The sequence below is a fragment of the Lactiplantibacillus dongliensis genome (assembly GCF_005405105.1).
Classification (GTDB): domain Bacteria; phylum Bacillota; class Bacilli; order Lactobacillales; family Lactobacillaceae; genus Lactiplantibacillus; species Lactiplantibacillus dongliensis.
This window is the reverse complement of record NZ_BJDK01000003.1, coordinates 133,829-152,849: the sequence shown is the minus strand read 5'-3', so window position 1 is coordinate 152,849 and position 19,021 is coordinate 133,829. Positions and strand designations below refer to the sequence as shown.

At 37.4% G+C, this 19,021-nt stretch carries 17 protein-coding genes and 1 pseudogene; 16 read left to right on the top strand and 2 right to left on the bottom strand.

The window, feature by feature from the left end; all coding sequences use genetic code 11:
• Nucleotides 1-85: 85 nt before the first annotated feature.
• Entirely contained in the window at nucleotides 86-850 is a 765-nt protein-coding gene (locus tag FFM80_RS01415) for a DeoR/GlpR family DNA-binding transcription regulator (protein WP_137639184.1), read from the bottom strand.
• Between the two features lie 332 nt (nucleotides 851-1,182).
• Here FFM80_RS01415 and FFM80_RS01410 point away from each other — a divergent pair, with 332 nt between their 5' ends.
• From FFM80_RS01410 to FFM80_RS01385, 6 genes are all read left to right on the top strand, one after another.
• Nucleotides 1,183-1,656 carry a PTS sugar transporter subunit IIA gene (locus tag FFM80_RS01410; RefSeq protein WP_137639183.1) on the top strand — a complete coding sequence of 158 codons (474 nt, stop codon included), beginning with the start codon at nucleotides 1,183-1,185 and terminating at the stop codon, nucleotides 1,654-1,656.
• A 23-nt stretch (nucleotides 1,657-1,679) separates the two neighbouring features.
• Nucleotides 1,680-1,985, top strand: coding sequence for a PTS sugar transporter subunit IIB (locus FFM80_RS01405; protein WP_137639182.1), 306 nt, complete (start codon nucleotides 1,680-1,682; stop codon nucleotides 1,983-1,985).
• Nucleotides 1,986-2,013: 28 nt separating this feature from the next.
• On the top strand, nucleotides 2,014-3,285 hold the full coding sequence (locus FFM80_RS01400) for a PTS galactitol transporter subunit IIC (protein WP_137639181.1): 1,272 nt from the start codon (nucleotides 2,014-2,016) through the stop codon (nucleotides 3,283-3,285).
• 33 nt (nucleotides 3,286-3,318) lie between these two features.
• Complete coding sequence (locus tag FFM80_RS01395) at nucleotides 3,319-4,380, top strand: galactitol-1-phosphate 5-dehydrogenase (protein ID WP_137639180.1); 1,062 nt, start codon at nucleotides 3,319-3,321, stop codon at nucleotides 4,378-4,380.
• Nucleotides 4,381-4,436: 56 nt separating this feature from the next.
• Nucleotides 4,437-5,495 carry a zinc-binding dehydrogenase gene (locus FFM80_RS01390; RefSeq protein WP_137639199.1) on the top strand — a complete coding sequence of 353 codons (1,059 nt, stop codon included), beginning with the start codon at nucleotides 4,437-4,439 and terminating at the stop codon, nucleotides 5,493-5,495.
• Between the two features lie 131 nt (nucleotides 5,496-5,626).
• On the top strand, nucleotides 5,627-6,247 hold the full coding sequence (locus FFM80_RS01385; protein ID WP_137639179.1) for an HAD family hydrolase: 621 nt from the start codon (nucleotides 5,627-5,629) through the stop codon (nucleotides 6,245-6,247).
• Nucleotides 6,248-6,330: 83 nt separating this feature from the next.
• Here FFM80_RS01385 and FFM80_RS14835 read toward each other — a convergent pair.
• A pseudogene (locus FFM80_RS14835) lies at nucleotides 6,331-7,229 on the bottom strand (IS982 family transposase).
• 234 nt (nucleotides 7,230-7,463) lie between these two features.
• Here FFM80_RS14835 and FFM80_RS01375 point away from each other — a divergent pair.
• From FFM80_RS01375 to FFM80_RS01330, 10 genes are all read left to right on the top strand, one after another.
• Complete coding sequence (locus FFM80_RS01375; protein WP_137639178.1) at nucleotides 7,464-9,641, top strand: glycoside hydrolase family 65 protein; 2,178 nt, start codon at nucleotides 7,464-7,466, stop codon at nucleotides 9,639-9,641.
• 18 nt (nucleotides 9,642-9,659) lie between these two features.
• Nucleotides 9,660-10,331 (top strand): beta-phosphoglucomutase, encoded by a 672-nt coding sequence (gene pgmB, locus FFM80_RS01370; protein WP_137639177.1) that lies wholly within the window; start codon nucleotides 9,660-9,662, stop codon nucleotides 10,329-10,331.
• 196 nt (nucleotides 10,332-10,527) lie between these two features.
• Entirely contained in the window at nucleotides 10,528-10,947 is a 420-nt protein-coding gene (locus tag FFM80_RS01365) for an RDD family protein (RefSeq protein WP_137639176.1), read from the top strand.
• A gap of 6 nt (nucleotides 10,948-10,953) precedes the next feature.
• Nucleotides 10,954-11,217, top strand: a complete 264-nt coding sequence (locus FFM80_RS01360; RefSeq protein ID WP_137639175.1) for a hypothetical protein — start codon at nucleotides 10,954-10,956, stop codon at nucleotides 11,215-11,217.
• 15 nt (nucleotides 11,218-11,232) lie between these two features.
• Nucleotides 11,233-13,590 (top strand): glycoside hydrolase family 65 protein, encoded by a 2,358-nt coding sequence (locus FFM80_RS01355; RefSeq protein WP_137639174.1) that lies wholly within the window; start codon nucleotides 11,233-11,235, stop codon nucleotides 13,588-13,590.
• Nucleotides 13,587-14,861, top strand: coding sequence for a sugar ABC transporter substrate-binding protein (locus tag FFM80_RS01350; RefSeq protein ID WP_137639173.1), 1,275 nt, complete (start codon nucleotides 13,587-13,589; stop codon nucleotides 14,859-14,861). Before FFM80_RS01355 ends, FFM80_RS01350 begins: the two co-directional genes overlap by 4 nt.
• Before the next feature lie 67 nt (nucleotides 14,862-14,928).
• Nucleotides 14,929-15,852 (top strand): carbohydrate ABC transporter permease, encoded by a 924-nt coding sequence (locus tag FFM80_RS01345; protein ID WP_379853068.1) that lies wholly within the window; start codon nucleotides 14,929-14,931, stop codon nucleotides 15,850-15,852.
• A 12-nt stretch (nucleotides 15,853-15,864) separates the two neighbouring features.
• Nucleotides 15,865-16,695: a carbohydrate ABC transporter permease gene (locus FFM80_RS01340; protein ID WP_137639171.1), complete on the top strand. Its 831-nt coding sequence runs from the start codon at nucleotides 15,865-15,867 to the stop codon at nucleotides 16,693-16,695.
• Between the two features lie 26 nt (nucleotides 16,696-16,721).
• Nucleotides 16,722-17,735, top strand: coding sequence for a LacI family DNA-binding transcriptional regulator (locus FFM80_RS01335; protein WP_137639170.1), 1,014 nt, complete (start codon nucleotides 16,722-16,724; stop codon nucleotides 17,733-17,735).
• 45 nt (nucleotides 17,736-17,780) lie between these two features.
• The gene (locus tag FFM80_RS01330; protein ID WP_137639169.1) at nucleotides 17,781-18,884 is read left to right on the top strand and encodes an ABC transporter ATP-binding protein; all 1,104 of its coding nucleotides are present in this window, start codon (nucleotides 17,781-17,783) and stop codon (nucleotides 18,882-18,884) included.
• Nucleotides 18,885-19,021 lie beyond the last annotated feature (137 nt).

Sequence of the window (19,021 nt, the reverse complement as noted above, 5' to 3'; positions counted from 1 at the left end):
CATTACGGTTATTATGATAGCGGTTTCAAAAATAAAGTCAAGGCTAAGTGCATAATTTTTATAAATGGAGTGTAAGAATAATATTTCATGTAGTGATTAAAGATACTGAAGCCGCTTTTAATTCGGAAATAAGTTCGGGTTCCAGTTTCGTATCTGAGATTAAGACATCAACATTTTCAACGCTTGTTGTTTTATATAAAGCATTCTTTTTGAATTTTGTGTGATCTGCCAAAACAACTTTAGTTCTACAGTGTGTCATCATTTTTTTTGATACTTCAACTTCTTCAACATAATGGTTAGTAATTCCTGCTTGTATACTAACTCCGCCACAGCCAAAGAATCCAATATCAGCATAAATGTTATGGATGTTGTCTAAGGTAACGGGACCAGATAAAGAGCCTTCACTGGTTCTCATACTTCCACCTAAAACGACCATCTGAATGCTTTTAATGAATTGTAAAGTGTTTACGACAAAAGATGATGTGGTAATGATAGTCAGGTTGTGCAGTTGACTTCTTTTGATTGCTTCGGCCACTTGGAAGGCAGTAGTACCATAGTCGATAAATACAGAATCACCATCATGAATTAAGTTAATGGCTTCGTTTGCAATTTGTAGTTTTTCGGTTGTTTCTTGATGCTGTCGCTTGCCATACCTTGTTTCACTAACACTTTCGGGTAAGGTGGCACCACCTCGGATAGCCTGGACCAATCCTTGCTGGTCTAGGGTATATATATCCTTTCTAATAGTTTCTCTAGATATATTCAAATCCTTACTTATGTCAGCAATTTTAATGATTTGCTGCTTGTTAAGTGAATCTAGAATATACTTTTGCCTTTGCATAACATCCATACAGTATCATCTCCACACATTGATTTTAAAGAAATACTATAACACTTTGCGTTATTTTGCAAAGCATGTGTGTATGTGTTATTGACAAGTTACTATGAAGATAAAAAAATTAACATATAAAAATATATAAATAAATAACGCTTAACAGCGGGGATATTATAGCTAATTAATTGATACGACTGAATTGGCAAAATTAAATTGCAATGCAAAATTAGATAGTGAAGAAAATCACTTGTGAACAAATTTAAGAAAACGCTTGCAAACAAAATGCAAGATGATACAATTTAGTCATGAAAGCGATTACAACACGTACATGAAAGGAGTGAAAGATTTTGGCATCTGATAGCACTGTTGAAGTAAGTGATTATTTAAGAGATCAGCTAATCTTTCTACACACATCATTTAAGACGACGGAGGAACTTTTTACTTCGGTAAATGAAGTCGCCAAAGAAAATGGATTTGTAACGGATGAATTTTTACCGAAGATAATTAAACGTGAGGCAACTTTTCCAACTGGATTACAACTAGAACATCGTGGTGTTGCAATTCCACATACTGATGCGGATACGATCAAAAAAGAATTTGTAGCAGTGGTCGTGAATGATGCACCAGTAAAGTTCAATAGAATGGATGATCCAGAACAGACTGTAGATGCCAAGTTAGCATTCGTATTAGGCTTAAATAAGCCACATGCACAGCTCGAGATGTTGCAAGCATTGATGGCTATTATTCAAGATGATTCGTTAGTTCAACAATTAGAAGAAGTATCAACTGTGGAACAAGTTCATAACTTGCTAAGTAAATAAAAAAATAAGAGGAGTTTTCTATTATGAATAAAAAAGTAAATGTTTTGGTAGCATGTGGCGCTGGTATTGCAACATCAACAGTTGTAATGAGTAAGGTAGAAGAATTATTTAAAGAAAATAATATTGATGTTAATTTAATGCAAATTAAAATTGCTGAAGCAAAGTCAAAGCAAGATGATGCCGATATGCTGATTTCAACTACTGTATTGCCAACTACTTATAGCATCCCAACAATCAAAGCAATGGGGTACTTAACTGGTTTAGGCGTTGATAAGCTTAATAAGGAAGTAATTGATACGGCTAAAAAAATTCAGGATGAAGCAAATTAACGTATATTAGCTTGATGGAGGGATAATGATGCAACAAGTCGGGAATGTCGTTCAATATATTTTGAACATGGGACCATCTGTAATGCTCCCAATCATGATTTTTATTATTGCACTTGTTTTTAGAGTAAAACCTGCTAAAGCATTGCGTTCAGCGTTAACAATTGGTATCGGGATGGTTGGTATTAACTTAGTTATTAACTTGTTAACCACCAATATTGGCCCTGCTGCCAAAGCGATGGTTAAGCGTTTTGGTTTTCATTTAACAATTGTCGATGTTGGCTGGCCGTCAGCAGCAGCTGGTGCATGGGGTCAACCAATATCATCAATTTTGATTCCAATTTTGTTAGTTGTTAACCTTATTTTGATTATGTTAAAAGTTACCAAGACTTTGGATATCGATATTTGGAACTATTGGCACATGGTGGCAGCTGGTTCTGTTGCGTACATCGTAACTAAGAGTTGGGTGTTTAGTATTATTTCAGCAATTTTATATATGACATTCTGTTTAATCATTGCCGATCGTACCGCTCATAGTGTTCAAGATTTCTATGGCTTGGAAGGTATTAGTTTCCCGACGGGTTCTAGTGATGCCTTTGGTTTAATTGGTATTCCTATTGCATGGGTTGTTTCTAAGACGCCTGGTTTGAGAAACTTGCACGCTGACTCAGAAACTATTCAAAGAAAATTCGGTATTTTTGGCGAACCGATGATGATGGGTATTATTATTGGTGCTGCTATTGCAGCCTTAGGTGGCTATGATGTTGCCGGAATTTTGAAGATGGGAATTAACATGGGTGCCGTAATGATGTTAATGCCACGGATGGTTAAGTTACTAATGGAAGGTTTAATTCCAATTTCAGAATCAGCTCGTGATGTCTTGACTAAACGCTATGGTGAAGGGCGAGAAATCTATTTAGGTATGGATGCTGCTCTTTCAACTGGTGCACCTGCTACCTTGGCAACTGGTTTGCTGTTAGTTCCAATTACACTATTCATTGCAGTTATTTTACCTGGTAACCGAGTATTGCCTTTCGGTGACTTAGCAACCATTCCATTCTATGTATCGTTGATTGTTGCTTCACGTAAAGGTAATATTATTCATTCTGTTATTGCTGGTGCTATTGTAATTACTTTGGCATTGTTAATGGCTACTGACTTTGCTACTGTTCACACTGCAATGTTACAAGGGGTTGTTCAATTGCCAGCTGGTTCTGCACAAGTTTCATCACTTGATATGGGTGGGAACTTCTTGAACTGGATTCTGTTGAAATTAGCGTATGTATGGAATGCTGTCTTTTAAATTTAAATATATGTCTTAGAAGAGGTTTTTTAAATGAAAGCGTCATTGTTAACTGATCTAAATAAATTTGAAGTTCGTGAAACTGAGATTAAAGATCCTAAAGCTGGTCAAGTTCAAGTTCAAGTTATGGCTGCTGGGACCTGTGGCTCTGATAGTCATAAGATGAAGTCGGGATGGAAGTATGGCTTTCCTTCAATTATGGGGCATGAATTTGCTGGCAAAGTTGTAAAGCTTGGTTCTGGTGTCGACGATGTATCGTTAAATGAACGAGTTGCGGTTGCACCATTTATGCCTTGTTATCATTGTTATTACTGCAAGGTTGGTATGTTTCAAATGTGTGAAAATTATTCCATGTTAGGTCAGCAAGAAGATGGTGGATTTGAGCAATTTGTTAATGTTCCAGCAGAAAACGTCCTCGATATCGGTAGCATGAGTTATGAAGAAGGTGCTCTGATTGAACCGATGGCTGTGGCAGCTCATGCGGTGTTTGGCATTCATGCTGAAATTGGTGATAGTGTTGCTGTCTTCGGTTTGGGAACTGTTGGTGACTTAGTTGTTCGGCTTTTAAAGGTTGCCGGTGTCAAAGATATTATTGGAATTGATATTGATGATGAAAAACTCAAAAAGGGAACTGAAGAAGGTTGTACCCATGTAATTAATTCAGCCAAGGTTAACTTAGTAGAAGAAATCAATCGAATTACTAATAATCGTGGTGTCAATATTTCGATGGAATGTGCAGGCTCAAAGATTACTGAAGAACAAACTATGCTTGTCACAGCACGCCGTGGAAAGATTGGATATGTTGGTATTGCTTATGCTGATGTTACTTTACATCAACAAGCATTTGAAAGTATCTTTAGACATGAATTGACACTTAAAGGTTTTTGGAATTCCTATTCTGCACCCTTCCCAGGTAAAGAATGGACAACATCAATTGATTTTGTAAATTCTGGCAAAGTTAAGATTGATGATTTAATTACTCATAAGTTTACATTAGATCAGATGCAAGAAGCATTTAATATGATTACAACTCGTTCTGAATCATATAACAAAGTAATGTTCTACCCGAATGGCATTAAAGACGGGGAAAAATAAGTTATAAATATTAACGGAGGCGCTATTAGATTATGGATGATGTAGCAACGAAAACAATGGAAGCGGTTGTAAAAACGGAACCTGGTTACGATAATATGGAACTGAAACAAATTCCAATTCCTGAAGTTACTGGGGATAAGGTTCTGCTGAAAGTAGCATATACTGGGATTTGTGGGACTGATATTCATACTTTTAAGGGTCAATATGCGAATGCTGTGACTCCGCTGGTTTTAGGCCACGAATTTTCTGGTAAAGTTGTTAAAGTTGGACCTGATGTTAAGAATTTGAAGCCCGGTGATCGAGTTACTAGTGAAACAACTTTTGCAACCGATGAAACCTGTGTTTATTGCCAAGATAAAGAATACAACTTATGCCCTAACCGGGTTGGTATCGGGACGAAAGCGAACGGCTCAATGGCTAACTACGTCTTGACCCGTGAAGAAAGTGCTCACGTCTTGCCAGATAATGTTTCTTACAAGATGGCGGCCATGTCTGAACCATTAGCATCATGTGTCCATGCCATGTATCAAAAGACGCCATTTACGTTGCATGATACTTTGTTAATCATGGGACCAGGACCAATGGGCTTGCTCTCATTGCAAATCGCTAAGGAAATCGGGGCTAAAGTCTTCGTTTCTGGGATTACTAAAGATGCTGATCGGCTCCAAATTGCTAAAGAATTAGGTGCAGACTTAATCATCGATACCCAAACTCAAGATTTGGCTAAGATTATCATGGACGCTACTGATGGTGTTGGTGTAACTAAGGTCTATGACTGTTCTGGTGCGACACCAGCAGTTAACGCGGCCTTACCATTAATCCGTAAGGGTGGGACTTTCCAACAAGTCGGCCTCTTTGCAAAGCCAATGAACGAATTGGACGAACGTTCAATTATCCAGCATGAAATCACTTATCGTGGTTCACGTTCACAAAACCCATACGACTGGCCAATTGCGTTACACCTTGAAAGCAAAGGTGCAATCAACCAAGACGCGATGATTACTAAGGTCTTTGACCTCGAACATTGGCGTGATGCCTTTGATGCGATGATGGCTGGTAAGGAATTAAAGGTTGTTATTGCTTCAAATCCAGACGATCCAGATTTAGCCGACTAGTTAATATTTAAACTTTTACGATGACATATTAAGAAATAATTGAATTACAAACCTCCTTAATAAGGTGCTGGGGCCCATTGGTTCTAGCACCTTTTTTAGGAAACTAGTATGAAGAATGAGGAGATTATTTAATGGCATATACAAATGTTTTATTTGATATTGATAATACGTTAGTTAATTCAGCTTTTCTGATTGCTGAAACCTTGCAAAAAAGTACTCTAAAAGAAGGAATAGATATACCGGTCTCTAGATTTAGAAGTTTAATTGGTATGCCTGGTGATGAGATTTTGAAGAGATTTGGAGTCGAAAATTGGCAAAGAGTCTTAGAACGGTACAGTGTTGATTTTTCAAAGAATATGTATAAGCTAAGTTATTTTACAGGAATTAAAGAATTATTAGAAAAATTAATACAAGAAAAAATTAAAATTGGAGTGGTGACGTCAAAAAACAAGAAACAATTTTTTGACGAGACAAAATTGTTCCCAGAAATTGCTGATTTAAAGATTATAACTACTTCAGATGATACTGAGAAGCCTAAGCCGAGTGGAGATCCTCTATTGTTTACTATTCATCATCATGATTTGCGTAAAAAATCAACTTTGTATGTTGGTGATAGTATGTATGATATGCAAGCCGCATATGAAGCTGGTATAGATTTTGCAGCTGCCTCCTGGGGAGCTTTACCTGGGACTAAATTTGAATTTGCTAAGTATGTGCTAAAAAGTCCAGCTGATTTATTAACATTAATATAGTGAAAAGTAAATGGTGATTTATCTTACGTTGGATAAATTGCCATTTATTCATTAATGTAACGCGTTGTGCTAGGTTAATTCACTCAATCATTGATTCTAAGTCCACCGTTTCCTTGCTGTAATTGCTCATGAGTTTTGATCGTGTTCCAAAGAAAGATCGTTGATAGACGGCTATCCAAGTCACTCATTGTATCAGTTCCTGGGTGCTCAAAGTGACCAACAGTATTCAAATTGTTAAAAGCTGTTTCAATATGTCGTCGTTGGCTCTTTAAGAATGCCGGGTTAGTTCGATCATTTGGTCGCATATTTTACACAATGGAAACCAAAGATGAATGCCATAGGTCTGTTTTAGAAATTTTTGCAATGGTCGGCTTAAATAACCGCCATCTGCTAGAACATATTTGGTGGGACTCTTATTTAATAATTCAACGGCTGCCTTATGGTCGTCTATGGAAGTCGATGTTAATTCCCAATTAACAAAGTAACCACCGTTAGTCAAGACGGCGTGTAATTTGAATCCATAATAATAAGTCTGTTTGGTGGCGTTATAGCCTTTATTGACAATATTTCGCAAGCCTTTTGCTTGATTGCTGTGCCGCGCTGAAACTAAAGTAATTGGCGCACTATCAATGATTTCATAAGCTGGCTAATGTACAAATTCATTCAACATCCAAAGTCGAATTAGCTTTTCTGCACCCTTCAATTGACAACAGCGCCGATTGTAGCGACTTCTTTCTGGGATAACGATTCCTGAAGCCACTAACATTTGATGGAAATGCGATTCACTGGATTCGTACAAATCAATTCGAGTCAACATACAAGCCAAAATGATAAGATCACTAACCTTAAGCTCACGATAATTACAACGATACCGGAACTCTTTCGTTAGCTTTTCATAGAAATGTTTGATAATTGACACGGATTTCATGACAGAAATTTGAATTGGATTGAATTTTGCGATAACTTTAGGGAGGCCTAGCATTTACGATTCTTCTTTCTTGGTTTAGATGCCTTAGAAGTTACCGCAAATGCGGGCTTTTTGCATGCTTTAGACCCGAGTTCGCTATTTAATTTTTTGGATTATTACAAACCTAGCACTACGCGGTAATTAATAAAATAATGGTCAAGTTAATGAAAACGTTTTCGTAAAATGCTATACTACACATGCAATTGGTTTATTCAATTATAAAACAGTGTCATGCGAGGTGGGAAGATAATGGAAAAACATACCCTAACGTTAGCAGATGTCGCAACAAAAGAACGGCAATATTTAGAAACAATTTTTGCTATCGGTGATGGTCATTTTGGGGTTCGAGACTCAATTCCGTTTACAGGTAGTCGAGCTAATAAGCTACCAGTCATGCTAGTCAATGGCTTTTTTGAAACAAATCCTATCGTTTATGGGGAATCGGCATATGGCTATGCTAAGGAACATCAGACAATTGTTTCCTTAGCAAGTCCACGTAATTTTGATCTAGCAACTAGTAAAAGTAGTTCGGCTAAAGACGGTGACTGGTCGGTGACGTTAGCGCAAACCGAGCTAGATTTTGAAACAGGAGAGTTGCGAGAACTTTATGATATTACAACAGTTGAGCAAGAAAAATTCCGGTTAGCAGTAGTCTCAATAGTCTCTCTTGATGGATTACATCAGATTAAGCTAAGTTATCAGCTAACTTCGCTTAACTATGAAGGGGAATTGCGGTTTAATCGACCATTATTTGTAACCACTGAAGATGGTGCAAATAGTGATGATGATCCGCGGATTGCCCTACGAAAAGCGCAACTAAAAACGACTAACATGAGTTTGGATAAAGGTACAATAAGTTGGAATTTAACAACAGGTACAACTAATCAGACTATTGCAGAGCGTGATGCGGTGGTCGAGCTACCTAAGAATTTTAAAGAAGCCGAAACTAAGAATGGGTTTAGTGGTCATGGCCAAATTGAAATTGGGCAGACGGTGACGTTTGAATTTGTTAGACAAATTAGTGAAATTGATAATGGACTTAATGAAATTTCAAAACAATATGACTTTGTGTTGACTAATACGGCCATTCTAAAGGAATTTTGGCAGACAGCTCAAATTAAAATTGATGATACTAAATTACAAAAAGGCATCCAATACAATTTGTTCCAGCTATACCAGTCAGCCGGTAAAAATGGTTTGGCTAATATTGCTGCTAAGGGTATTACTGGTCCAGGCTATGAAGGTCATTATTTCTGGGATACTGAGATGTATATGCTACCATTCTTTATCTATACGCAACCCCAAATTGCTAAGCAGTTACTAAGCTATCGTTATCGTGTTTTACCACAAGCACGTAAACGAGCTCGCGAACTAGGTGTGACTGCCGGTGCACTATTTGCTTGGCGAACAATCAATGGTGAAGAAGCCAGTGCCTACTATCCTGCCGGAACCGCACAATATCATATTAATGCTGATATTGCGCATGCTATAAAATTGTATTTTGATGTGACGGGTGATGAAGACTTTTTACAACAAAAAGGTGCCCTTGTTGTGTTAGAGACGGCGCGTTTTTGGTTAGCTTATGGTAGTTGGAGCCTTCGTGATGGTCATCAAAAGTTTTGTCTATATAAAGTGACTGGACCAGATGAATATACGGCCTTGGTAGATAATAATTATTATACGAACCGCTTGGCTAAAGAGAACCTAGCCTTTGCTGCTTGGTTAATTAAGCATGGGTATTTAACAGCTAGCCAAAAAGAAAACGCTTTATTTGAAGAGGCTGCAAATAATATGTATCTTCCATATGACCAGCAACTAATGATTACTGAGCAAGATGATGAGTCGCCGGCGATGCCAACTTGGCCATTCGAAACGACACCAGCGACTAAGTATCCGTTGCTATTGAATTATCATCCGTTAATGATCTATCGGCATAGGGTCAATAAACAAGCCGATACACTTTTAGCCGAGATGCTCTTTCCAAATGATCAGGAGCAAGCTCAATTACAACGTGATTTTGACTATTATGAAAAAATCACCACGCACGATTCATCTTTATCACGTTCAATTTTTAGTATCTTGGCCAGTCGTCTTCGGTTGACTGATAAAGCATATGATTACTATATGGATACAGCGTTGATGGATTTGGTCGATTTACAAGGTAATGCTAAGGATGGTTTGCATGAAGCTAATTTAGGTGGTAGCTGGTTAGGGTTAACATATGGTTTTTCTGGATTATATGTTAGTGACGGTAAATTACATTTGAGCAATCAGCTACCTGAAAAAATCGATGAGTTGGTTTATCGAATCAGATTTCAAAAACGGTTGTTAGAAATACAATTACATTTTAGGGAGATCAAAGTTGTTTTAATTGAAGGTCAGCCGTTAACAGTTGTCATTAATGGAAAAACAAAAAATATTAACTAATGTAGAGGAGAAAAAACAATGGTTAAATTTTCAGATATTAAAGGATTTGTTTTTGATTTAGATGGTGTGATTACTGATACATCAACGTTTCATAGTCAGGCTTGGCACCAGGTGGCTGATAAGGTAGGTGTTAATTGGGATGCTGAATTAGCAGATGCCCTAAAGGGAATTAGTCGGATGGATTCATTGAACTTAATTTTAAAACGGGATAATAGAGAAAATGATTTTTCAGATGACGAAAAAGTCCAACTTGCTACTGAGAAGAATGATAATTATTTAAAACTTGTTAATCAGATGACGCCGGCTAATATCTTGCCAGGAGTAGAAGATTTCTTAATAGATTTGAGTGATAAAGGTTATTTGTTATCTTTAGCGTCAGCGTCCAAAAATTCACCACTAGTATTGAAGCACTTAGGATTAGGGCACTTCTTCTCCAAGTCTGTTGACCCAGCAACCCTGAAAAAGGGTAAGCCCGACCCTGAAATCTTTCGCAGAGGAGCAGAACTGCTAGATCTAGATCCAAGTCAATGTATTGGTGTAGAAGACGCGGCGGCCGGAGTGCAGGCGATAAATAGTGCTGGAGAAGTGTCGATTGGTATCGGTGATCCTAAGGTCTTAGCGTCAGCTGATATCAATTTTGTTGATACGACTAAATTGAATTTGGGTAATATTGCTAAAGCTATGGGTTAGTTAGAATAGTAAGGTCATGTAAGGGATAATTCGTAGAGAATTATCTTTTTTAGTAATTCATTTAATAAGCGAACTTTAAGAATGCAAAGAATTTAAAATTAAAATAACTGTAAGCGCTTGCAAAATTCTGCAATAAGCGGTATATTCACATTGTTAACAAAAACGTTTTTGTAGAAGCTAAGAAGGGGGCAGTTACATGAGAAATAAATACGTGCAGTTACGTATTTTAGCCGGCCTAATTGATGTCATTGTGGTATATGTCCCAACGGTTATTCTAGCAATTCTATTTTTAAAGGCTAATTTTCGAACTGCCGATATTATTGGTCAGTTGGGGTTTGTGGTTTATAACATTGTTTTAATTACCAGCAATCATGGGCAAACGCTTGGAAAGAAGATTGCCCGTGAATATGTGTTAGTGAATGATGAACTACCGGATAAAGCACTGATTGCTGGAATCAGAGAAGTGACTAAAGCAATTTATTTCTTACCATTTGTTGGCTGGATTTTCGGTATTCTCAGTATCACGCTATGTTTCTTTAAAGGGCGGATGTTGCATGATTACTTTGGTAATAGTGAGGTCGTACTAGAGAAGGACATGCTAAGGATGGAGAAGTGAGTTGCAATGAAATTACCATTAACTTCAATTAACACCGGGGGCTTGCTCACGATGCTACTCATAACAGTCATCTATGCAGTTGTTATTGTCTACAAGCATCGTGATCGCAATGATATTCGTCAAATATATAAGTGGTATTTATGGTATTTATTGCCATTTTTAATGCTAGCAATTATTTTGAAATTACAAATTACGTTACAAATAGGAATTTATTTAGCTGGCGCTGGAATTGTATTGCACCGTTCCAATCGCTACTTTTATAGAAACTGAGGGGAGCACGTTAGTATGCAACTTGGAGTTAAAACTGATCCGAAGAATCAATGGTTACTTACTGAGAATAAATTAAATACCCGACAGCTTGGTAAGGCAGAAGCCTTGATGTGTTCAGGAAATGGGTATATGGGGATTCGTGCCACAACTGAGGAACGGTATGTGGGTGAACGTCGGGATATGTTTATCGCTGGCAGCTTTGATTCTTTTGCAGATGAGGTTGCTGAGTTACCTAATTTACCAGATGTCGTTGGGATGCAAATTGAAGTTAATGGTCATCAATTAAATCTAAATCAGGGCGAGGTTAGTGACTATCAACGACAAATCAATTTGAAAAATGGCTTATTAACTCGGACATTCAAATGGACGATCGACGATCAGAGTTATCAATTTAAATTTGAACGCTTTGTTTCGATGGATAACTTACACTTGGTTGTTTCAAGAGTAACGGTAACAGCACTCACTACTAAAATAATTGTTAAAATAAAGTCTGGTATCGATGGGCAACAAACCAATAGCGGAACTCAGCATCTGGTTGAGGGCGCTAAGCGGTTGTTTGATGATCATTATATGCAGTTATTGACTAAAACTGGTGAATCAAATATTAATTTTGCTTTTTCGACTTGTCATAACTTTTTTGATGAATTATCAAATCCTGTTCAGATGAAACAACAAATGGAACTAGGCCGGCGACAAATCTTTTGTAAATATCAAGCAGAATTAGAACAAACTGAGTCGTTAGTAATGGTCAAATATAACACGATTGTGACTGACCGTGATCGTGACTATGATGGTCAACAGCTTGAGGACTTACAACAATTTGGGTTGCGGGAGTTGAAGACTAGCAGTGAGCAATCTTTTGAAACACTTTTAAGTCATTCCGAAGCAGCTTGGCAGGAACGTGTCTGGAAGTACGGCAAGGTCGCTATTAAGTCGTCAGATTCAAACGATCAAGTTGCCATTAATTTTGCACGCTATCAACTAGCGATTTCAACGCCTGAACATGACAATCGAATGAATATTGCGGCTAAAGGACTAACTGGTGAAGGCTATAAAGGCCATGCATTTTGGGACACTGAAATCTTTATGCTTCCTTATTATATTTTCACAAAACCAATAGTTGCCAAGAAACTGATTGAATATCGTTACCTTGGTCTCGCGGGGGCACATCGTAAAGCTAGTGATAATCAGTATGAGGGAGCCCAATTTCCATGGGAAGCGGCTTGGCCATCAGATGGTGAGTCAACACCGGTTTGGGGTGCTGCTGATATTGTCACTGGAAAAGCAATGAAGATTTGGTCTGGATTTATTGAACAGCATATAACTAGTGATGTGGCTTTTGGTGCGTTGGAATACATTCATGCTACCGGTGATCAACAATTTGCCTTAGATAAAGTTAATGAAATAATTTTGGATACAGCTAAATTTTGGCAGAGTCGACTTGAATACAATTCAACCGCTGATCAGTATGAAATTCATGATGTCATTGGTCCGGATGAGTACAAAGAACATGCGAATAATAACTCATTTACGAATTATACGGCACAATGGACAATTCAAACGGCAATCCAAATTACGGATGATTTAAAAGCTAATCATCCAGATAAGTATCACGAACTAGATCAAAAGTTGAATTTGAAAACAACTTATGATAAATGGATTGCCTGTGTTGATAAAGTTTATCTTTTAAAGCCAAACGCACAAGGTATTATTCCACAAGATGATACGTATTTATCAAAGAAGACTATTGATTTGTCGAAGTATCGTAATGCGGAACATGTTGGTGGTATTTTCGATGATTATAATTTGGACCAAGTTAATCAATTACAAGTGACGAAGCAAGCCGATGTACTACTGCTATTATATTTGTTTGAACAAAAATTTGACGCACAAGAGAAACGATTGAACTGGGATTATTACGAACCTAAAACCACGCATGATTCATCGCTATCGCTTTCAACACATGCGATTTTAGCAGCAGATTTGGGTATGCAACAAACAGCTTATGAATTTTTCCAACGTGCTTGTCAGATTGATTTAGGACCAGATATGCAGTCATCAGACGATGGCACACATTCAGCGTCATTAGGTGGTATTTGGAATGCAACTGTTTTTGGATTTGGTGGGGTACGGTTACTAGGTGATCAATTACGGATTGAACCACATTTGCCAGCTAATTGGTCGCAATTGAGTTTTGATATTTATTGGCAACAACAAAAGGTTCATATCGAGATTCAAGCAAATGAATTTACAGTCTCAACGATCGATGCAACGAGACCAATTAGTTTTAATAGTCAGAATCAAACTTATCAATTAGCACAAAATGAAAGCGTAACCATTTCTTTAGCTAATATGGAGGGGACATTATTATGAAAAAATGGATTAAAGGTTTAGGCGTAACGTCAGTTTTGGCACTTTCAGTAGGGTTGTTGGCCGCTTGTGGTAGCAGTAAGTCGTCATCAAGTACTAAGACCACCAATTTTAAAGGGCAAACAGTTAAAGTTGGTATTTGGTATGGTAGTGACCAAGAACGTGAAGGTATTAATAAAATTATTAAGGGTTTTGAAAAGAAAACCGGTGCCAAGGTACAAACCAAAGTATATACCAACTTTAATACGCAAATTCAAGCAGATTTATCTGGGCATACAGCTCCAGATGTCTTCTATATGGATTCTTCCATGTATCCATGGTTTAAGAAGCAAGGGGTACTAGCTAAGCTTGATAAAAAGCAAATGCAATCATCCAAATTCTATCCTAATTTAATTAAGGCTTTTGAAACTAAAGGTGGCCTTTATGGGGTTCCAAAAGATAACTCGACTTTAGGTCTACTAGTAAATAAAAAGATTATGAAGAAGACTGGTGTTAAGGTTTCAAGTATTCCACAAAGTTATAATGGTTTAATTAAATGGTTGCCAGGGTTCCAAGCTAAGCTGGATAAAGCCTATGGAAAAAACAAAGTTAAAGCAATGACATATGATCAAGATATGGCTCGGAATTATACAATTATGGCTACTAATGGCGGTCAACCATTAACGAACGATGGTAAGGCTAACTTAGCTAGTTCCAAAGTGCTTGATAACATGAAGTTATATCAAAACTTAGTTAAAACTGGTGCTGTTGCAACTGCAAAAGAATTAGGCTCGGGAGACAACGGAACGGCTTTCGGGACTGGTAAGGTTGCGCTTACCGAGGAAGGAAATTGGACTTACAACGTTCAAAAGAAACAATATAAGACTGATTTTGAAGTTTTACCAATGCCTAGTTATGAGGGCAAGCGTCGTGGGATGATCTTCACTGTTGGCTGGGGCGAGTATGCTGCAAGTAAAGTGAAACCATTGGCAAGTGCTTGGATTGCTTATGCAACTAGTAAGGAAGGTATGTCGAAGTGGGTTAAATCTACTGGGACAATGCCTAGTCGCTCAGATGTTGCTAAGGACGTTAATTTAACTAAGGATTCAAATATGAAGACTTGGTTAAATGCAACTAATTATTCAACTGTTTGGCAAGATGGGACAACTTTAACTACTGTTAATACATCTTATCAAAACTTTGTTGCTAAAGCTTTAGAAGGTAAAGAATCAATGAAAGCAGCAATGACATCAGCTGATAAGCAAGCAAATGCTGCAATTGAAAAAGCACATTAATAATTGTTAGAACAATAGGACTGTTAACGCAGTCCTATTGTTTCGAAGAAAGGTGAATTATATGGAAATGCAAAAGAAGTCACCTAAGCCAGCTCGTGGACTCAATGGGAAGCACGGTCAAATTTGGCAAGCTTATATATTCTTAGCCCCTGCCTTTGTTATTGCGGCTGTTTTCTTTATTGCAGCCATTGTATTTGCACTATTTATGTCGTTTAACCATGTCAATATGATCTCGCAACAGTTTGAATTTTCAGGATTGAAAAACTATATTGATGTTTTTCAAGATGATGTTGCGATGACGGCACTTAAAAACACAGCTATTTTTTCAGCAATCGTCGTGCCCATGCAAACGATTATTGCATTACTGATTGCCTATGCACTTAGTACCCGTGGGATTAAGGGTAAGAAACTATTCCGATTAGTCTATTTCTTGCCAACACTAACTTCTAGTGCTGCGTTAACCTTAATCTTTATGTTTATTTTTAATGTTACTGGACCATTAAACAATTTCTTGATTTCTATGGGGCTTTACCAACATCCAGTTAACTTTCTGCAAAATCCGGCATATTCTTTAAAGGTCATTATGGTCATGAATATTTGGTCAACGGTGCCCAATTACATGACGGTTTATCTCGCGTCGTTGGTTGATCTGCCAGAGTCGTTCTATGAAGCCGCAGAAATTGATGGTGCTTCGGCATGGCAAAAATTACGTTACATTACGATTCCATATTTGCGCCCAATTACAACCTATGTCTTGTTAACTGGTATTATCGGAACTTTCCAGATGTTTGATCAAGCTTATATCTTCTCAAACGGATCGGGTGGTCCAGATAATTCAACGTTGACAATCGCTTTAATGGTTTATCAATATGCATTTGGATCGATGAATACTATGGGATATGCTTGTGCTTTGGCAGTTGTCTTGACCATTATTATCTTCGTTGTTTCAAGGTTAACTGAACGATTAAATGGTAGTGAAGGCTTGCGATAGGAGGTTATCAAAATGAAAGAAAAGTCTAAAATTTTAAAGGTTATTCTATATGCCGTTTTGATCCTATACGCGGTGATTACGCTTTATCCGTTCTTGTGGGCCTTGGCAGCGTCTTTCAAGCCTTTAAAAGAAATCGTTAGTGGTAATCCTGGATTATTACCACAGCATTTTACGCTTGACAGTTACAAGTATATTACAGGGACGTCATCACTATTTACGAGTTGGTTTATGAACTCGGTCATTGTTTCTTTGATTGGGACGATTGTGAACCTTTTCTTGAATACGATGGCTGGTTATGCACTTGCTCGACTAAATTTCCCAGGGCGGCAAAGAATCTATTATGGCTTTTTAGCCTTAATGATGGTACCAGCCCAAGTGTTATTAATTCCTAATTATCTTATTTTAATGAATTTAGGTATGCTGGATAGCTTTAAGTCTTTGATTCTGCCAGCGGCAATTAACATTGGTAATATATTTATGATGAGACAGTTTTTCCTCTCATTCCCAGCCGATGTTGAAGAAGCTGCCCAAATAGATGGTTTGGGAAGAATTTCAACGTTTTTCCGAATTGTAATGCCGTTAGCTCGGCCATCAATTGCAACGCAAGCTATCTTTGTTTTCATGGGATTTTGGAACAACTTCATGCAACCAATGCTTTATATCTCAACACCAAAGAAGTATACTTTAACATTAGGTTTACAGACATTTACAAATCAACAATCTGGTGTTCGCTGGGATCATTCCATGGCGGCAAGTATTATTTCAATCATTCCAATTATTATCTTGTATATTGTATTCAATGGTTACTTCTTACAAGGTGTACGAATGGATGGTGAGAAGTAAGGTAAAAATAATAAGAAGGTGTCTTTGTGAAAGCGGTTACTATTAAGGACGTTGCTAAACAGGCAGGTGTCTCAATTGGCACAGTTTCTCGAGTTTTTAATGGCTATCCCGATATCAGTGAAAGTACCAGGAAAAGGATATTTAAAATAGCCAAAGATGTGGGTTATTCACCTAATTTAGCAGCAAGGACACTATCATCCAAACGGCAAAAGACCATTGCTTTAATTTTTAATGATTTGGTCTATACACCGAAAACGACAATGCCAATGTCAATTTTGAATGGTGTGTATGATTATACACAATCGAAAGGTATTGAATTTGCTTTTTACGCAGTGACAACACAAAAACAGAAGCAAAAATCATTTGAACAGTTTTGTAGTGAACGGAATGTTAGTGGTGTAATTTTACAAGGATTACACGTGACAGATCCGTATTACGAGCAACTAAAAACAACAAAGATTCCAACGGTCCTAATTGATATGTACGTTGATAATCCGTATGTAGGCTCAGTATCAACTGATAATGTGGCGGCAGCTAAAGACGCCGTTAGTAGTTTAATTAAGTCTGGACGAAAAAATATCGATATGATGAATGGTAGTTATAACGCTACCGTTAGTGTGTGGCGGGAACAAGGTTATCATGAGGCGCTCGAAGCAGCAGAGTTACCCCCTAATTCTAGTTTAATTCAGTACGCCAATTATGATGAACAAATCGCTAGACTAATGGCGAAGCAAGTTATTGAACAAGATTCAACAATTGATGCTTTTTTCTGTGCGAGTGATTTAATGGCTTTAGGTGTCATTAAAGCTGCCCAAGAACTTAATAAACGTATTCCTGAGGATATTGCTGTAATGGGATTTGATGGCATTGAGCTTGGCGAATATGTGACCCCATCTTTATCAACAGTGAGTCAACAACCTTATCAATTCGGTCAGGAAGCAGGCAAATTGGTTATGGAACTAATTGACAAGCCAACGCTGGACCATGTTCTAATCCGTCATGTGCCGTATAAAGTGATTACTCGTGAATCTTCAGATTAGGTTGCTATCAAAATGATTTTTGCTGACTAAAAGGGTGAGCAAATTATGGTAAAAATTAAATTAGACCATATTTATAAAAAATATGCTGGTAATGATGATTATTCAGTAACTGATTTTGATATGGAAATGAAAGATAATGAATTTGTTGTTTTTGTTGGCCCATCAGGTTGTGGTAAGTCTACAACCTTAAGAATGGTCGCTGGTTTGGAGACTATTTCAAAGGGTAATTTATTTATGAACGGGCAACAAGTTAATGAAGTTCAACCTAAGGATCGCGATATTGCGATGGTCTTTCAAAATTATGCGTTGTATCCACAAATGACAGTCGCAGATAATATGGGATTTGGGTTGAAAATTCGAAAAGTACCACATACTGAAATTAAAAAGCGCGTTGACGATGCAGCTGAAATTTTGGGATTGAGTGACTACTTAACTAGAAAGCCAGGTGCTTTATCCGGTGGTCAGCGCCAACGTGTCGCTTTAGGACGAGCGATTGTTAGAGATGCTAGTTTGTTTTTATTAGACGAACCATTATCTAACTTGGATGCCAAATTACGGGTAGAGATGCGTACTCAAATTGCGCAATTACATCAACGGCTAGAGACCAATATGATTTATGTTACGCATGATCAAGTTGAAGCGATGACGATGGCTGATCGAATTGTGATTATGAACGATGGTAAAGTGCAACAAATCGGAACTCCAGATGAATTGTATAATAAGCCAACTAATAAATTCGTAGCTGGTTTTATGGGGTCCCCAGCCATGAACTTCTTTGATGTTCATCTACATGATAATCGAGTTTCTAATGGTAAAGGTTTAGATATCGTTGTACCAGAAGGCCGGTTAAAAGGGCTACGGCAGCAGGGTTATTTAGACAAGGATGTTGTGATGGGTGTTCGTCCAGAAGATATTCACACGGAACAAATTGCCATAGATACATTTACTGATTCTATTGTAAATTCCCAAGTTGTGGTTTCAGAATTTTTAGGAACTGAATCTAATTTGTACTCTAAAGTGGGTACGACTGAATTTGTAGCACAGGTGAATGCGCGTGATTTCCATCGTCCAGGTGAAAATGTAGAAATGGCATTTGAAATGAATAAAGCTCATTTCTTTGATAAAGATAATGGCGTTACTATTGAATAGGAGTAATTAATTTAATGATGAGTAACGCCATAGTATTAAATAGTTTTTTTAAATCATTATCGAATCTTTCAAAGATTCGATAATGATTTTTTCGTGAAAGTATAAATGTTTTTGGATTAAATTAGAAAATAATGATA

Bases quoted from the DNA above. Each gene is read 5' to 3' on its own strand.
- FFM80_RS01415 (WP_137639184.1), bottom strand. From the start codon at position 850: ATGGATGTTATGCAAAGGCAAAAGTATATTCTAGATTCACTTAACAAG.
- FFM80_RS01405 (WP_137639182.1), top strand. From the start codon at position 1,680: ATGAATAAAAAAGTAAATGTTTTGGTAGCATGTGGCGCTGGTATTGCA.
- FFM80_RS01400 (WP_137639181.1), top strand. From the start codon at position 2,014: ATGCAACAAGTCGGGAATGTCGTTCAATATATTTTGAACATGGGACCA.
- FFM80_RS01395 (WP_137639180.1), top strand. From the start codon at position 3,319: ATGAAAGCGTCATTGTTAACTGATCTAAATAAATTTGAAGTTCGTGAA.
- FFM80_RS01390 (WP_137639199.1), top strand. From the start codon at position 4,437: ATGGAAGCGGTTGTAAAAACGGAACCTGGTTACGATAATATGGAACTG.
- FFM80_RS01385 (WP_137639179.1), top strand. From the start codon at position 5,627: ATGGCATATACAAATGTTTTATTTGATATTGATAATACGTTAGTTAAT.
- FFM80_RS01375 (WP_137639178.1), top strand. From the start codon at position 7,464: ATGGAAAAACATACCCTAACGTTAGCAGATGTCGCAACAAAAGAACGG.
- pgmB (WP_137639177.1), top strand. From the start codon at position 9,660: ATGGTTAAATTTTCAGATATTAAAGGATTTGTTTTTGATTTAGATGGT.
- FFM80_RS01365 (WP_137639176.1), top strand. From the start codon at position 10,528: ATGAGAAATAAATACGTGCAGTTACGTATTTTAGCCGGCCTAATTGAT.
- FFM80_RS01360 (WP_137639175.1), top strand. From the start codon at position 10,954: ATGAAATTACCATTAACTTCAATTAACACCGGGGGCTTGCTCACGATG.
- FFM80_RS01355 (WP_137639174.1), top strand. From the start codon at position 11,233: ATGCAACTTGGAGTTAAAACTGATCCGAAGAATCAATGGTTACTTACT.
- FFM80_RS01350 (WP_137639173.1), top strand. From the start codon at position 13,587: ATGAAAAAATGGATTAAAGGTTTAGGCGTAACGTCAGTTTTGGCACTT.
- FFM80_RS01345 (WP_379853068.1), top strand. From the start codon at position 14,929: ATGCAAAAGAAGTCACCTAAGCCAGCTCGTGGACTCAATGGGAAGCAC.
- FFM80_RS01340 (WP_137639171.1), top strand. From the start codon at position 15,865: ATGAAAGAAAAGTCTAAAATTTTAAAGGTTATTCTATATGCCGTTTTG.
- FFM80_RS01330 (WP_137639169.1), top strand. From the start codon at position 17,781: ATGGTAAAAATTAAATTAGACCATATTTATAAAAAATATGCTGGTAAT.